The 13,920-nt window shown below is 69.9% G+C and carries 15 protein-coding genes and 1 tRNA gene; 12 read left to right on the top strand and 4 right to left on the bottom strand.

All coding sequences use genetic code 11. From position 1 onward, the window contains the following. Positions 1–16 precede the first annotated feature (16 nt). Both FB388_RS33555 and FB388_RS33550 read left to right on the top strand, forming a co-directional pair. Positions 17–868, top strand: a complete 852-nt coding sequence (locus tag FB388_RS33555; RefSeq protein ID WP_142106712.1) for a helix-turn-helix domain-containing protein — start codon at positions 17–19, stop codon at positions 866–868. Continuing rightward, on the top strand, positions 861–1,589 hold the full coding sequence (locus tag FB388_RS33550) for an alpha/beta fold hydrolase (protein ID WP_142106711.1): 729 nt from the start codon (positions 861–863) through the stop codon (positions 1,587–1,589). The genes FB388_RS33555 and FB388_RS33550 overlap by 8 nt, the downstream gene beginning before the upstream one ends. Here FB388_RS33550 and FB388_RS33545 read toward each other — a convergent pair. Next, positions 1,573–2,679, bottom strand: coding sequence for a sensor histidine kinase (locus FB388_RS33545; protein WP_142106710.1), 1,107 nt, complete (start codon positions 2,677–2,679; stop codon positions 1,573–1,575). The genes FB388_RS33550 and FB388_RS33545 overlap by 17 nt on opposite strands. A 232-nt stretch (positions 2,680–2,911) precedes the next feature. Between FB388_RS33545 and FB388_RS33540 the strand changes: the two genes are divergently transcribed. Continuing rightward, entirely contained in the window at positions 2,912–3,964 is a 1,053-nt protein-coding gene (locus FB388_RS33540; RefSeq protein WP_211362410.1) for an alpha/beta fold hydrolase, read from the top strand. Between the two features lie 58 nt (positions 3,965–4,022). Here FB388_RS33540 and FB388_RS33535 read toward each other — a convergent pair whose 3' ends face one another. After that, the gene (locus FB388_RS33535; RefSeq protein ID WP_142106709.1) at positions 4,023–5,195 is read right to left on the bottom strand and encodes an epoxide hydrolase family protein; all 1,173 of its coding nucleotides are present in this window, start codon (positions 5,193–5,195) and stop codon (positions 4,023–4,025) included. 292 nt (positions 5,196–5,487) lie between these two features. On the opposite strand from FB388_RS33535, the gene FB388_RS33530 reads away from it, so the two are divergent. Further along, positions 5,488–6,075 (top strand): CGNR zinc finger domain-containing protein, encoded by a 588-nt coding sequence (locus tag FB388_RS33530; RefSeq protein WP_142106708.1) that lies wholly within the window; start codon positions 5,488–5,490, stop codon positions 6,073–6,075. A 513-nt stretch (positions 6,076–6,588) separates the two neighbouring features. Then, the gene (locus FB388_RS33525; RefSeq protein WP_142106707.1) at positions 6,589–7,359 is read left to right on the top strand and encodes a GAF and ANTAR domain-containing protein; all 771 of its coding nucleotides are present in this window, start codon (positions 6,589–6,591) and stop codon (positions 7,357–7,359) included. 339 nt (positions 7,360–7,698) lie between these two features. Here FB388_RS33525 and FB388_RS33515 read toward each other — a convergent pair whose 3' ends face one another. After that, a complete protein-coding gene (locus tag FB388_RS33515; protein ID WP_170225962.1) occupies positions 7,699–8,190 on the bottom strand; it encodes a YajQ family cyclic di-GMP-binding protein in 492 nt (163 codons plus the stop codon). 82 nt (positions 8,191–8,272) lie between these two features. On the opposite strand from FB388_RS33515, the gene FB388_RS33510 reads away from it, so the two are divergent. After that, positions 8,273–8,354: transfer RNA gene (locus tag FB388_RS33510), tRNA-Tyr, on the top strand. 351 nt (positions 8,355–8,705) lie between these two features. Further along, entirely contained in the window at positions 8,706–9,116 is a 411-nt protein-coding gene (locus FB388_RS33505; RefSeq protein WP_142106705.1) for a nuclear transport factor 2 family protein, read from the top strand. A 112-nt stretch (positions 9,117–9,228) separates the two neighbouring features. Here the strand turns inward: FB388_RS33505 and FB388_RS33500 are convergent, their stop codons facing one another. Beyond that, entirely contained in the window at positions 9,229–9,627 is a 399-nt protein-coding gene (locus FB388_RS33500) for a winged helix-turn-helix transcriptional regulator (RefSeq protein WP_142106704.1), read from the bottom strand. 123 nt (positions 9,628–9,750) lie between these two features. Between FB388_RS33500 and FB388_RS33495 the strand changes: the two genes are divergently transcribed. The 5 genes from FB388_RS33495 to FB388_RS33475 all read left to right on the top strand — a co-directional run bounded on the left by FB388_RS33495 (position 9,751) and on the right by FB388_RS33475 (position 13,848). Further along, the gene (locus FB388_RS33495; RefSeq protein ID WP_142106703.1) at positions 9,751–10,587 is read left to right on the top strand and encodes an enoyl-CoA hydratase/isomerase family protein; all 837 of its coding nucleotides are present in this window, start codon (positions 9,751–9,753) and stop codon (positions 10,585–10,587) included. 154 nt (positions 10,588–10,741) lie between these two features. Beyond that, positions 10,742–11,350, top strand: coding sequence for a dihydrofolate reductase family protein (locus FB388_RS33490; protein WP_142106702.1), 609 nt, complete (start codon positions 10,742–10,744; stop codon positions 11,348–11,350). Between the two features lie 56 nt (positions 11,351–11,406). After that, positions 11,407–11,730, top strand: coding sequence for a YciI family protein (locus FB388_RS33485; protein ID WP_142106701.1), 324 nt, complete (start codon positions 11,407–11,409; stop codon positions 11,728–11,730). After that, positions 11,727–12,962, top strand: coding sequence for an RNA polymerase sigma factor (locus FB388_RS33480; protein WP_142106700.1), 1,236 nt, complete (start codon positions 11,727–11,729; stop codon positions 12,960–12,962). Before FB388_RS33485 ends, FB388_RS33480 begins: the two co-directional genes overlap by 4 nt. A gap of 82 nt (positions 12,963–13,044) precedes the next feature. Next, a complete protein-coding gene (locus FB388_RS33475; protein WP_142106699.1) occupies positions 13,045–13,848 on the top strand; it encodes an LLM class flavin-dependent oxidoreductase in 804 nt (267 codons plus the stop codon). Positions 13,849–13,920 lie beyond the last annotated feature (72 nt).

Raw genomic sequence — 13,920 nt, 5'->3', positions numbered from 1 at the left:
GGGCATCCTTGGTCCTGTGCCTGATCGACCGGTCGCCACCACGAGCGAGTACGGCGTGCTTGGGGTGCGCGTGGGGTTCGAGGCAGACCCCGCGGACGACCGCTACTCACTCGACCGCTTCCCTGCCGCCGACGACCTGGCCGACCTCGTGGAGCGCCACTGGATCGTGTCGTGGGACCTGCCGCCGGGGAGGGAGGGCTCGGTCACGCTGCTTCCGCACCCCTGCGTCAACCTCTGGCTCGACGGGGGCAGGCTCGCGGTGTCCGGCGTCGGGCGAGACCGCTTCACCTACGTCTACCGCGGCACCGGCCGGGTCTTCGGGGTCAAGTTCCGGCCCGGCGGGTTCCTCCCATTTCTCGGCCGGCCGTTGTCCGACATCACCGGGGCCGTGCTGCCCGCCGAGCAGCTGTGGGGCCCAGCCGCCACGGCGCTCGCCGAGCGGATGGCGGCGGCGCGCGGCATCGACCGGCTCGTCGCCCTCGTCGAGGAGTTCCTGCGTGAGCGCTGGCCCCCGCCCGACCCCCAGGTGGAGTTCGTCCAGCGCATCGTCGCGGCGCTGCTGCACGACCGCACGATCGCGCGCGTCGACGACGTCACCGAGATGTTCAACATCAACCCCCGCACGTTGCAGCGGCTGTTCCAGCGCTACGTGGGGGTCAGCCCGAAGTGGGTGTTGCGCCGCTACCGCCTCCACGAGGCCGCCGCCGTGCTCGCCCGCGAGCAGCACCGGCCGTGGGCGGAGGTGGCGGCCGAGCTCGGCTACTTCGACCAGAGCCACTTCATCCGCGACTTCACCGCGGCCATCGGGATGACCCCCGTCGCCTACGCGCAGGCCTGCCGGCGGATGGAGGCTCCGGTCAGTGCGTGATCTCCGGGTTCTGTCGGGCGGCAGGGGTGCGCCCACCGTGCTGTTGCTGCACGGCCTGGGTGCCACGGCCGAGGTGTGGGAGGGGCTCGCCCCGCTGCTGCCCGGCGCGTGGGTGGCGCCCGACCTGCCGGGCCACGGTGGCTCCGCCCCGCTGCCGGCCTACACCTTCGCCGCCGTGGCCGATGCCGTCGCCGATCTGGTCGACCCCGCGGGCACGGTGATCCTCGGCCACTCCTTCGGCGGGGTGGTCGGGCTGCACCTGGCCGCACGACCCGGCGTCCGGGCGGTGATCGGGCTCGGCATCAAGGTCGCCTGGACCCAGGACGACCTCGCCCGCGCGGCCGCTCTCGCCGCACGTGACCAGGCCCGGTTCGCCGCCCGGGAGCAGGCCGTGGCCCGGCACCTACGCCTCTCCGGGCTCGACGGCCTGGTCGCGCCCACTTCGCCGGTTGCGCTGGCGGGTGTGGTGGAGCAGGACGGGCAGTGGCGCCCCGCGCTCGACCCCCGCGCGTTCGGCGTGGGCGACCCGCAGATCGCCACCCTGCTGGCGGCGGCACCCGTCCCGGTCGTCCTCGCCAGGGGTGAGCACGACGCCATGGTCGGCGCCGAGCAGCTACGCGCGCTCGTCCCGGACCCGGTCGACCTGCCGGGCCTCGGCCACAACGCGCACGTGGAGTCCCCGGCCGCGGTGGCGGAGCTCGTGCTCACGCACCGGGCGTGACCGGCGCAACGGGGAGCCGGCAGGACACCACCGTTCCCGCTCCCGGCGGGCTCACCACGATGAACGCGCCGCCCAGTGCCTCGGTCCGGTCCCTGAGCCCGATCAACCCCGAACCCAGCGTCGGGTCGGCGCCCCCGACACCGTCGTCCCGCACTTCCACGAGGAGCGCGTCGCCGGAGTCCTTCGCGTTCAACTCCACACCGGAGGCCCGGCCGTGCTCCGCGGCGTTGGCGAGCGCTTCCGCCGCGACGTGGTAGGCCGCCACCTCGATCGGTTCGGGAAGGCGGCGGTGCACCCGCACGTCCACGACGGCGGGCACGGTCGATCGCCGGGCCAGTGCGCGCAGCGCCGGGTACAGCCCGCCGACGGACAGGATCGCCGGGTGGACAGCGCGGGCGAGCTCTCGCACGCCGTAGAACACGGCGAGGAGCTCGGCCGCGATGTCCTCGACCTCGGCGCGGATCTCCGGGAGCAGCGAGGGGATCTCGGCCACTCCGCGCAGCCGCAGCACGAGCGTGATGACGAACTGCTGCGCACCCTCGTGCAGGTCGCGCTCGATCCGCTGCCTGATCTTGTCCGACGCGGCGACGAGCCGGGTGCGCGATGCCGCGAGCTCGGCCCAGCGCCGCTCATCGGCGACCGTCGCCGCCACGAGCTCCGCCAGTTCCGTCAGCCTCCGCTCGACGTCCGTCGGCAGCATTCGTCCCGACCCGACGGCGACGAGCCCCCACATCAGGTCGTCGACGTACACGGGCATCGCGGCGGTGAAGCGGCTCCCCACGGATGCCGACACGAACCGCCTCGTGTGCAGCACGGCGGCCGTCAGCCCGACGGCGGGCAGGCGGCCGCCCCAGCCGGCCGCGGGCGGACCTTCCGTGCTCTCGGCGACGAGGGTCGTCCGGCCGTCCCGCTCGTACCTGATCACGCCGGCGGTGGCGGGCTCGAACTGCCGCGCCGCCTCTTCGGTCACGGCGTGCAGCACAGCCGCGGACGGCTGGTGCTTCGCGATCATCATGGCCAGGCGGCGGAGTGCGGCCTGCACCTCGGCCTCGTCCTGCGCGGTGCCGACGACCGGCGCCGAGACCTCCATGACCGTCCTCCATCCCGACCAGGTGCCGGGCGGGACGTCCTGCCGCTTGCGTGCGACGTCGTTCGGGCTCGCCTCCGTGCGGGGATGGCGTGACGGTCAGGCTCGGCGCGGCCCCAACGATACCTAGCCATTCGGCTACTCAAAGCGACCATTCGGTCGCAAGCTGTCGCCGCCGCCTGGGCGAGTCCGCCGGCCAGTGGTGGTTGGTGAATCGCGTCGGCCCCCAAGGCGGATGATCCTGCGGCCGCTCTTGGTTCAGCCAGACTCTCGACTGGCGGCCCCGCGCGATTCGTCGTCGCAGTCGTCACCGATCCTGTCGCCGACGGGCGGACGACGGCTTGCGGATGATCAAGCCCTTGAGCTGCGGGTACGCAAGGTGGACGATGTCGCCGATGTGCTCGCGCGGCTACCACTGGTGAGGCCGAATCTTGCGACGTCACCGGGCGTCTCGCAAAGCGATGCCGAGCAACGGACAACGATCGGGGCGGCCGTGGAGCTGGTCGATGTCGGCGGACGGACGATGGCATACCACCGGGCAGGCAACGGGCCGCCGCTGGTTCTGCTGCACGGCGGGTGGAGCGACGGCCGCGCGTGGCGACCGCAGCTGGCGGGCCTGGCGCACAGCTTCGATGTGATCGCCTGGGATGCGCCCGGCTGTGGTGGTTCGGAGGACCCTCTTGACGGGACGACGCTCGCCGACTACGCCGATGCGCTCGCCGAACTGCTCGCCGTGCTGGGCGTCGACCGGGCGCATCTGGGCGGCTTGTCGTGGGGCGGCGGGCTGGCGATCGCGGTGTACCAGCACCATCCGAAGCTGGTTCGGTCGCTCGTCCTCGTGGGCGCATACGCCGGCTGGAAGGGATCCTTGCCGCCCGAGGAGGTCGAGGTTCGGCTGCGGCGTGTGCGGGCCGAGGCCGAGCGGCCGCCGGCGGAATGGATGGGCGGCTACCTGCCCAGCTTCTTCTCCGGGCCGGGGCCACCTGAGGCGATCGAGCTCATTCGGATGATGATGCCGGACATCCGCGCTTCCGGGCTGCTGCCGATGTTGACCGCGTTCGCCGATGCGGACCTACGCGAGGTGTTGCCGACCATCGCCGTGCCGACGTTGCTGCTCTGGGGTGGGGCCGACGCACGTGCCCCGATCCGACCCGTCGCGGAGGCGCTGCTCAGCAGCATTCGCGGTTCGGAGCTCGTTGTCCTGCCCGGGGCGGGTCACTACCTCAACCTCGCGGCTCCCGATGCGTTCAACGCCGAGGTCCGGCGCTTCCTCGGCGCCGTTCCGTAGCCGTCGGTGGACCGCTTCCTGCGCCGCACCGATTGGGTATGCCTGTGGACGCCATGCTTCACCGATTGGCGGCCAGCACTGCCGCGAGGCCTTCTCGCAGGTCCTCGACGAAGTACTCGGGAACCTCCAGCGACGGGAAATGTCCCCCGCTTTCGGGCGACCTCCATCGGACGATCTGCCGGTACCGCTGCTGCGCCCAGGGGCGCGGACACTTCTCGATGTCGCGGGGATACATGCTGATCGCCGACGGGACATCCACCCGGAGTTCGGGGTCCAGCGAGTTGTGGCTCTCGTAGTAGATGCGGGCCGCCGATGCGCCGGTCCGCGTCAGCCAGTACAGGGTGACGTCGTCGAGAACCCGGTCTCTGGAAATCGTCTCGAACGGGCTGTCTTCGGTGTCCGACCACTCCGCGAACTTGTCGAGGATCCAGGCCAGAAGCCCGACCGGTGAGTCGACGAGCGAGTAGCCGATGGTCTGCGGTCGGGTCGCCTGCTGCTTCGCGTACGCCGCGCGGTGGCGCCAGAAATCGCGAGTCTCCTCGGTCCACTCGCGCTCGGTCGCCGTCAGCCCGTCCGTTGTCAACCCGGGCGGTGCCTGCGCGAGCGTTGTGTGGATGCCGAGAACGTGCGCCGGGAACCTGCCGCCGAGGACTGTGGTGATCACACCTCCCCAGTCGCCGCCGTGGGCTGCGAACTTGCTGTAGCCGAGCCTTCCCATGAGTTCCACCCAGGCGGCCGCGATCTTTTCGGTTCCCCACCCGGTGGTGGCCGGCTTGTCGCTGTAACCGAAGCCCGGTAGCGATGGAACCACGACGTGGAACGCCGGCGCGTCTGCATCTTGCGGATCCGCCAGCTCGTCCACCACGTCGATGAACTCGACGATGCTGCCCGGCCAGCCGTGCGTCACGATCAGCGGAGTGGCATCCGCGCGCGCGGATCGGCGGTGCAGGAAGTGGATTCCCAGATCATCAATGGTCGTGCGGAACTGGCCGACACGGTTGAGGCGCTCTTCGAACGATCGCCAGTTGTACCCGGTGCGCCAGTAGTCCACGACATCGCCGAGGTCGGCGAGAGGAACGCCCTGTTCCCATCGGCGAGGGTCGGGCGCGGCGCGATGGACCGTCTCGGCCTCCGGTAGCCGCGCCGCGGCCAACCGCGCGCGCAGATCGTCGAGGTCGGCGTCAGTTGCGTGGGCTTCGAACGCTTGCACGTCGCTGGCTGGACGGGGCATGAGACCTCCTGGCCATCGCGGAACCGGCTACGTTCGTGCGAACCGGCTAAGGCGGTTCTAACATCTCATCATGCAGCGTGCAACCGCGAACCTCGGCCTCTGACCGGACCCCCTCGGTGCGCTGGTGGACGTCGCGACGATCGCGGCTGCCCGACCGGGCCGGCAGCGATCTGGGTGAGCCTCGACCAGGTGGGGCCGATCGCGAGCTCCCGGGACGGGAACCGGCCCAGCCCCGAGTCTTCGGCGTGCCCGATGCGGTCCTCGAACGGATGATCGAGGCTAAGGTGGTTCCATGCGTGCTGGGTTTCCTGACTTTCGCCTCGGCAACGTGCTGGCGACCAGCTTCACGGGGACTATGTCGGAGCGTCACGGCAACGCTGTGGAGCGCATTCCCACGCCGCAGCGACTCGTCGATTGGCTGGCGGTGAACGGCCTGGCCGTGGACTCCTGCACCACCGACCAGCTCGAACTCGCCCGGGAACTGAGGGAGTCGATTCACGCCGCCGCGACAGCGGCCGCGATCCAGGACGCTCTTCCGGCGTCGGCCATCCAGATCATCAACGACTGCAGCATCCAGGGTCGGGCCGCGGCTGTCCTGACACCCGAGGGCAATCGTCGATGGCGGCTCGGCTCGGCTTCCCGCGTAGAAGATGCCTTGAGCGTGATCGCCGCCGACGCGATCAGCATCATTGCAGGAGAACGAGACGGAAAATTGGCGTTGTGCGCATCGCCGACCTGCCGGGCTGCCTTCTTCGACACCAGTCAAAGTCGCACCCGCAAGTGGTGTGACATGAACACGTGCGGGAATCGTCAGAAGAAGGCACGCTTCAATGCCAACCACCGCAAGAACGGGACTACTGCACGGACGGGTGTCGTCTGATCTGGCTTACCCGGGAGGGCACGTCACCCGCCAGGCTGCGCCAACACCAACACCAACACCAACCCCAACCCCAACCCGCACCCGCGGTCTCGGTGCCCTGAACTGGCGGGCCGGTCGAGTTCGACGGAGTGGTCCCGCCGAGCGGGAACGTCGGCGTAGCGGGCGGGCAGTTCTGGCCTACCCGTCCGGCGAGGACGGCCTCTGGCTCGTCGCGGGGGATGCTTGGCGGCCGTTGAGATCGAATACAGGCTCGTCGCGGGCGAGGCCCTCCCCGGTCTGCTCGTTCAAGCGCCCCCGGCGCTTCGCGACCGACCCGTTGACTGTGGCCGACCGGCTCTTGCGGCGGACCGGCGGGCTACTCCGACTCCACAGGGGTAGCGCTCAGATCCGGAGCGTGTTCGACTGCTACCACACAAGCCCGGGTGAGCTCGGACCGTCCGCAGCTATCCGCGACGCTGGGTGTTCCGGACGGTCTTGTGCTTCGCTGCTCACGGCAGCATTGAGGGGGCCCTGATGGGCCTGCCCGGAGATACTCCAGAGGCAACCAGCCTGCTCACCGCGATGGTCGGGGTCGTCGACACCCTCGTCGACGATTTCGACATCGTCGAGGCAGCCACCCGGCTCACCGAGAGCTGCGTGTCCGTGTTGGCGGTGGATGCGGCCGGACTGATCCTGGCCAACGGAAGCGGCGGCCTACAGGTGATGGCCTCGACGACCGAAGACACCCACCGTCTCGAGATCTACCAGATTCTCGTAGGCGAAGGCCCCTGCTTGGATGCCTTCCACTCCGGCAGGCCGATCGCCGAGCCCCAGCTGGCCGACAGCGACCGGTGGCCGCGGTTCATCTCGGCGGCCCTCGATCTCGGCTACCGGGCGGTGTACGCCCTGCCGCTGGAGCTGCGCGGGTACGTCATCGGGGCCATGAACCTCTTCGCGACCACGCCCGGGTCGCTCTCGGATCACGACCAGCAGGCCGCCCAAGTCCTGACACACATGACCACCGTCGCGGTGCTGCAGTCCCGCACCCTGCACGAGGCCCGGCAGCTCAACGATCGGCTCCAGCAGGCGCTGGCCAGTCGAATCATCGTCGAACAGGCCAAGAGCCGCCTCGCCGAACGTGGCCGCCTCGACACAGTGGACGATGCCTTCGCACTGCTGCGCGCCTACGCCCGCCGCACGAACCAGCGCCTCTCCGAGATCGCTGGAGCGATCATGAACAACACCTTCGACCTCGCACTCATACTGACTCCCACTCCACCGCCCCAGACGGACCCGCGGTCGTAGTCGCCGACATCGGGCAGCGGCCCGACTGCACGGCTGTGGTCCAGCAGCTCCTCAGCGGAGCCCCGGCCCCCGGCGAAGGTCGGCCTGGCCGGAAGCTCCTGACCGAAGCCTGCGCCGTCCGACCGTCCGCCCTCGCCACCTGATCTTCGGTGGAGCGAACGTGAAGTCGGTGCAGCTCGCCATGGGGCACACCGCGCCGACGATCACGCTCAACACCTACCTTGGTCGGACCCGACGCCATCGACCAGACGCGAACGCCCGTAGACGCCACGCTTGGTCGTACCGGTGATGTACCGGCAGGCGTCGCGTGAGGTGTTTGCGCCGGTAAGGAGCGGCGCGCTAGCGGTAGTTGGTGAACTGCAGCGCGATCCCGAAGTCCTTGCTCTTGAGCAGCGCGATCACGGCCTGCAGGTCGTCCTTCTTCTTGCCGGAGACCCGCAGCTGGTCGCCCTGGATCTGCGCCTGCACGCCCTTGAGCTTCTCGTCCCGGATGGTCTTGCTGATCTCCTTGGCCTTCTCGGCCGCGATGCCCTGGAGGATCTTGCCGCTGACCTTGTAGGTCCTCCCCGACACGGCCGGCTCGCCGACCTCCAGGGCCTTCAGCGAGATGTTGCGCTTGATCAGCTTCTCCTTGAAGACCTCGACGGCTGCCTTGGCGCGCTCCTCGGTCTCGGACTCGATGGTCACCGCCTCCTCACCCGCCCAGGAGATCGAGGTGCCCGTGCCACGGAAGTCGAACCGCTGCGAGAGCTCCTTCGCGGCCTGGTTGAGGGCGTTGTCGACCTCCTGCCGGTCGACCTTGCTCACCACGTCGAACGACGGGTCTGCCACCGCACGCCTCCTCGTCGACCGGGCCCCTGCAGAACCCGGTTGGTCGCTGTCGTATCCTCGTGTCCGCGCCTCGGCGCACCCCGGCAGGTTGCCCGAGTGGCCAAAGGGAGCGGACTGTAAATCCGTCGGCTTAGCCTACGAAGGTTCGAATCCTTCACCTGCCACACCCGGCAGAACGGCCCTCGACCAGCGGAAACGCGGGTCGGGGGCCGTTCCCTTCTGTCCGGTGGTGTCCGGCTCACAGCGGCCGTGTCCGACTGTCCGTGGGCCATCCGTGGGCCAAGCCCACAGGCGAGGATGCGCACGCTCGGCGCGACGTGTCGGCGCTCGGCCCCACCCTCCCCGCCGCCGTGCACGCGCTGGTACCCACTACCGTCCGCCGCAGCGCTCGGCCTCGCTCCGCAGCCGAGTGGTGATCTTCTGCGTGTCGATGGCTAGCCAACGTTGCTCGTCATAGTGGACGGCTCAGCCCAGCGGGTCGAAGACGGAACCCTGAAGCCACCGGAGGGACGGGCATGTCTGACAGTCTCACAAGCCACCTCGCGCAGCTGGAACAGCAGCGAGTCGATGCGCTACTCACCGTCGATACGGCCAGATTCGACGCGCTGCACGACCCCGCCTACGAGCTGTGCAACCCGACGGGAACAGTCTGGGGCAAGGCCGCGTACCTGCGGCGTCTGACCACCGGCCAGCTGGCCTACAGCCAGCTCGACACGACCTCCGAGATCGATGTCCTGGCCTCCGAGACCCTCGCCGTGCTGCGTTACCGCTGCCTGATCGCCCTACGCGTCGACGGCACCGACATCCCCACCCACGAGTGCCAGCACATCGACATCTACATCCGCGCCGCCGACGGGCAGTGGCGGTGTCGATGCTCACAGGCCACCGGGATCATGGGCGCCACCATCCCTGCGGCGGCCCAATAGAGGATGGATTCGCGGCGCGCTGACCGAGGGGCGTCAGCAGGTGGGACGAGCGCGGGTGGCGCTCGCTCGTCTGGAAGGCGATCGCGGTGCGGCCTCGACGCCGGACCGCGGACTACGGCTGTTCAGCGTGCAGACGCCGGTCGTAGCTCTGCTGGCAGTTCCGGATCTCGTCGGCGTGGTCGACGGTCCAGCCGTAGAGATGACCGAACGGCTCCCGCAGCGATTCGCCGAGCGGGGTGAGGGAGTACTCGACCCCGACCGGTGAGGTCGGCAGTACCCGCCGCTCGATCATCCCATTGCGTTCCAGGCGGCGCAGGGTCTGGGTCAGGACCCGCTGCGTGACGCCCTCGAGGCGGCGCTTGATGTCGTTGAACCGGCGGGGCCTGTCGAGGACGGCCATCACCATCATCGACCACTTGTCGGCGATCTGGTCGAGGATCGGGCGGCTGGGGCAGTCGGACCGGTAGACGATGCCCGTGTCGATGCCGATTTCCGTGCCAGGAGTGGCCATGTCGGTATCCCCCGTGATCCTTGCGATGCCGAAAGTGCGTTCTTGACGTCGGTCCCGCGCCACCAGAGCCTAGGTATACATCAGGAACTTAGATGCCTGCCAGGTACGGGATCGGAGATATTCATGCACGACGACGCCTACGCGACCCTGCGCGTGAGCCGGGAGGCCGGCATCGTCCGGGTCACGCTCGACAACCCGCCCGTCAACGTCCTGGACGTCGCCCTCATGGCCGACCTCCGGCACCTGCTGACAGGGTTGCGGGACGACGACTCGGTCCGGGTGATCGTGTTCGACAGCGCCGACCCGGACTTCTTCATCGCCCACGTCGACATGTCCCTCGTCGACGCACCGGACGCCTTCGACGAACTCGCGGCCGACGTACCCGAAGGCGCCAACGTCTTCCAAGCCCTCGGGGAGCTGTTGCGACACCAGCCCCAGGTGACCATCGTCAAGCTCGCCGGCCTGGCGCGCGGCGGAGGGGCGGAGTTCGTCACGGCCGCGGACATGGCGTTCGCAGCGATCGGCCGCGCCGGGGTCGGCCAGATCGAGGCCCTCATGGGCATCGTCCCCGGCGGCGGAGGCACCCAGTACCTCGCCGGCCGGATCGGCCGCAACCGCGCTCTGGAAGCGGTGCTCGGCGCCGACCTGCACGACGCGGAGACCGCCGAACGCTACGGATGGGTCAACCGGGCCGTCCCCGCCGACGAGCTCGACGACGTCGTCGACCGCCTCGCCCGCAACATCGCCGCGCTGCCCGAGGGCGTGGTCGCGGCGGCCAAACGCGCCATCCTCCCCGACGACCTGTCCGATGGCTTCCGGCGAGAACACGACGCCTGGGCGAGCCAGGTCGTTCGACCCGCGGCCGAACGGTTGATCCGTGGCGGACTGGCCCACGGCGCCCAGACCCGCGACGGTGAGCGCGATCTGGAGGGCTTGCTCCGCGACCTGGCCGGCCGATAGCCGCCGTCGCCGCGATGCGTCGGATCCGTGACGACCGGCGTCCCGGAAGTTTCTTCGAGAAAGTTCGGGATGCGGTGTCGGATCGGGGCGGTGGTGTTCGTAGCAGCGGTGAGGCCGCCCGCAAGGGGCGGCACCGAGGCTAGGAACCGCGATCATGAAGCTGACGACCATGACCCAGGTCACCCTCGATGGAGTGATGCAGGGCAACGGCGGCGCGTCGGAAGACCGCAGCAACGGGTTCGAGCGCGGCGGATGGGCCCGGGGGAAGGGCGACGACGAGACCAGGACGTTCATCACGGAGACCTGCCAGCGCGCAGAGGCGTTCCTGTTCGGCCGGCGCACCTACGAGCTGTTCGCCGGCTCCTGGGGGTCGGTCCACCAGATGCGCGTACATCCCATCGGCGTCGCCTTCGACGAGGCCCCGAAGTACGTCGCCTCGACCACGCTCACCGCGCCGCGTTGGAAGGACACGACCGTTCTCCCCGGTGACCTCGCGGCGGCCGTCGGTGAGCTGAAGGCCAAGCCCGGGGGCGAGCTGCAGGTGCACGGCAGTGGGGCCCTGACCCGGTGGCTGCTGGAGAACGGTCTGGTCGACGAGATGACCCTGATCGTGATCCCGGTGATCCTCGGCCAGGGCGCGAGACTGTTCCCGGAGACCGGCCCGGACCTCGCGCTCGACCTGGTCGAGTCGCGGGTCGACTCGAAGGGCGTGTCGATCCAGGTCTACCGGCCGGCCGGGCGCCCGCAGTACGCAACGGCCTGACGTCCCCGACCACGACCGCACCACGTCGTCTCGACTCCACAGGAGCTGATCTTCAGATGCGATACCTGGTTTCCGTGATCGATGACAAGAGCAACCCCGGCAGCACGGACAGGGAGCCTGCCATCAGCGCGTTCAACGAACGGCTGATCGCCGACGGCTACTGGGTCTTCGCGGGTGGACTCGCCGACACCGACGCGGCCACGGTCGTCGACAACCGGGGCGAGCAGCCGGTGTTCAGCGACGGGCCTTTCGTGGAGTCGAAGGAGTACCTCGCCGGCGTCTGGGTGTGGGAGGCCCCCGATCTGGATGTGGCGCTCGAGCTCGCCGCTGAGGCGTCGAAGGTCTGCGATCGGAAGATCGAGGTGCGGCCGTTCCGGTGAGCGACGTCGAAGAGGTGATCACCCGGGCCCACCACGAGGAGTGGGCCAGGGTGGTGGCCTCCCTGACCAGGCGCTTCGGTGACCTCGACATCGCCGAGGAGGCGGCGGCCGAGGCGTTCGCGACCGCCGTCGAGCGGTGGCCGGCCGACGGCCCACCTCCCAACCCCGGTGCCTGGCTGACCACCACCGCGAACCGCAAGGCGATCGACCGGATCCGGCGCGAGAGCAAGCGCGACGACAAGCAGAAGGAGGCTCGGATGGTGTACGACGACGACCCGCCCGAGCCCCTCGGCGCCATCGACGACGACCGGCTCCGGCTGATCTTCACCTGCTGCCACCCGGCGCTGGCGATGGAGACCCGCGTGGCGCTGACGCTGCGCATGGTCGGCGGTCTGACCGTGCCCGAGATCGCCCGTGCCTTCCTGGTGCAGGAGGCCGCCACGGGGCGGCGGATCACCCGCGCGAAGGCCAAGATCAAGGCGGCGCGCATCCCGTACCGGGTGCCGTCCGCGGAGGAGCTCCCGGCCCGCGTCTCCGGCGTACTGGCCGTCCTGTTCCTCGTCTTCAACGAGGGCTACCTGGCGACCGGCCCTGACACCGATCCGGTCCGTCAGGACCTGACCGCCGAGGCCATCCGGCTCACCCGACTGATCCGAGTCCTCCTGCCGGACGACGGTGAGGTGGCCGGGCTACTGGCGCTGATGCTCCTCATCGAGGCCCGCCGCACTGCGCGGATCTCGGCCGGGGGCGAACTGGTCGCCCTCGACGAGCAGGACCGTGGGGCATGGGACGCGGCGATGATCGCCGAGGGTCACTGGCTGGTGCGCGAGCGCCTCGCCGCTGCCGCCGCCGGCGTGGCTCCGGGTCGCTACCAGATCCTCGCAGCGATCAACGCCGTGCACACCTCCGCCCGCGACATGCGCGACACCGACTGGTCCCAGATCCTCGCCCTCTACGACCAGCTCGTGCGCCTCGACCCATCCCCGATCATCGCCCTCAACCGGGCCATCGCGGTCGCCGAGCTCGACGGCCCGGAGGTGGCACTGGCGGCCGTCAACCGTCTCCAGGACACGTTGGCCGGCTATCACGCCTACCACGCCACCCGCGCCGACCTGCTGCGCCGGCTGGGCCGCAGTCAGGAGTCGCGCGCGGCCTACGACAGAGCGATCGAGCTGGCGGGCAACACCGCCGAGACCGCCTACCTGAGCCGCCGCCGCGACCAGCTGCGGTAGCGGCCGCGGATCCCGATCGAAACCCCGCGTGCAGACCCGGGGGGTTGTCCTGCCGACGCATGACGAGCCGAGGAGTTCAGGCATGACGAGACCATTCCGGTTCGGGGTCGTCGCCCCGCTCACAACCGACCTGCCGACGTGGCTGGCCCGCGTGCGCCGCATCGCCGACAGCGGCTACTCGACGCTGCTGATGCCGGACGTCCCGCAATGGCAACCGGCGCCCGGCCCCACGCTGGCCACCGCCGCGGCCCTCACCGACCTGCGCGTGGGCACCTGGGTGTACGCCTCCCCGCTCCGCCCGGCGTGGATGACGGCGTGGGAGGCGCACTCGTTGTCGGTGCTCACCGACGGTCGCTTCGAGATGGGTATCGCCACCGGCAGGCCGGGGATCGAGGACGAGCTCCGCAGACTGGGACTGCCGGCGGTGCCACCGAGCGAGCGGCTGGCCCAGGTGCGTGAGACCGTCACGGCACTGCGGGATCTCGACGGCCCCGACCGTCACACGCCTGTGGCGATGGCCGTGAGCGGTCCGAAGGCCAGGGCGCTGGCGGTTGACGTCGCAGACACGGTCACCTTCGCCTTGCACGATGTGCCTCGGGCCGAGGTCGCACGACTGGCCCGCGACTCCCGCGCCGTCCGGGATCTCGAGCTCGCGCTCCACGTGCCGGTTGTCGGCGACACCGTCGCGCCGTTCATGGCGCATCCCGCCACCGACCCTGCTGCGCTCCACGCGATGGACTCGCTGGCGGTACTGCCGGACGACCCGGCGGCCGCCGCCGAAGAGATCCAGCGGCGACGGGAGGAGATCGGCTTCTCCTACTTCGTCTTCGGCGCCGACGTCGCCGACGCGTTCGCGCCGGTCGTGGCCGAGCTCGCCGGACATTAGTGGCCCTGCAGCGACGGCCCGTTCGGAGTGACTGGGGGAGGTTGGCCGGGCTGTTGCTCGGCTTTAGCTTGC

The sequence above is a fragment of the Pseudonocardia cypriaca genome (assembly GCF_006717045.1).
Classification (GTDB): Bacteria; Actinomycetota; Actinomycetes; order Mycobacteriales; family Pseudonocardiaceae; genus Pseudonocardia; species Pseudonocardia cypriaca.
Note: the sequence above shows the minus strand (reverse complement) of the source record. Positions and strands in the feature narration are given on the sequence as shown.

Bases quoted from the DNA above. Each gene is read 5' to 3' on its own strand.
- FB388_RS33545 (WP_142106710.1), bottom strand. From the start codon at position 2,679: ATGGAGGTCTCGGCGCCGGTCGTCGGCACCGCGCAGGACGAGGCCGAG.
- FB388_RS33540 (WP_211362410.1), top strand. From the start codon at position 2,912: ATGATCCTGCGGCCGCTCTTGGTTCAGCCAGACTCTCGACTGGCGGCC.
- FB388_RS33535 (WP_142106709.1), bottom strand. From the start codon at position 5,195: ATGCCCCGTCCAGCCAGCGACGTGCAAGCGTTCGAAGCCCACGCAACT.
- FB388_RS33530 (WP_142106708.1), top strand. From the start codon at position 5,488: ATGCGTGCTGGGTTTCCTGACTTTCGCCTCGGCAACGTGCTGGCGACC.
- FB388_RS33525 (WP_142106707.1), top strand. From the start codon at position 6,589: ATGGGCCTGCCCGGAGATACTCCAGAGGCAACCAGCCTGCTCACCGCG.
- FB388_RS33505 (WP_142106705.1), top strand. From the start codon at position 8,706: ATGTCTGACAGTCTCACAAGCCACCTCGCGCAGCTGGAACAGCAGCGA.
- FB388_RS33500 (WP_142106704.1), bottom strand. From the start codon at position 9,627: ATGGCCACTCCTGGCACGGAAATCGGCATCGACACGGGCATCGTCTAC.
- FB388_RS33495 (WP_142106703.1), top strand. From the start codon at position 9,751: ATGCACGACGACGCCTACGCGACCCTGCGCGTGAGCCGGGAGGCCGGC.
- FB388_RS33490 (WP_142106702.1), top strand. From the start codon at position 10,742: ATGAAGCTGACGACCATGACCCAGGTCACCCTCGATGGAGTGATGCAG.
- FB388_RS33485 (WP_142106701.1), top strand. From the start codon at position 11,407: ATGCGATACCTGGTTTCCGTGATCGATGACAAGAGCAACCCCGGCAGC.
- FB388_RS33475 (WP_142106699.1), top strand. From the start codon at position 13,045: ATGACGAGACCATTCCGGTTCGGGGTCGTCGCCCCGCTCACAACCGAC.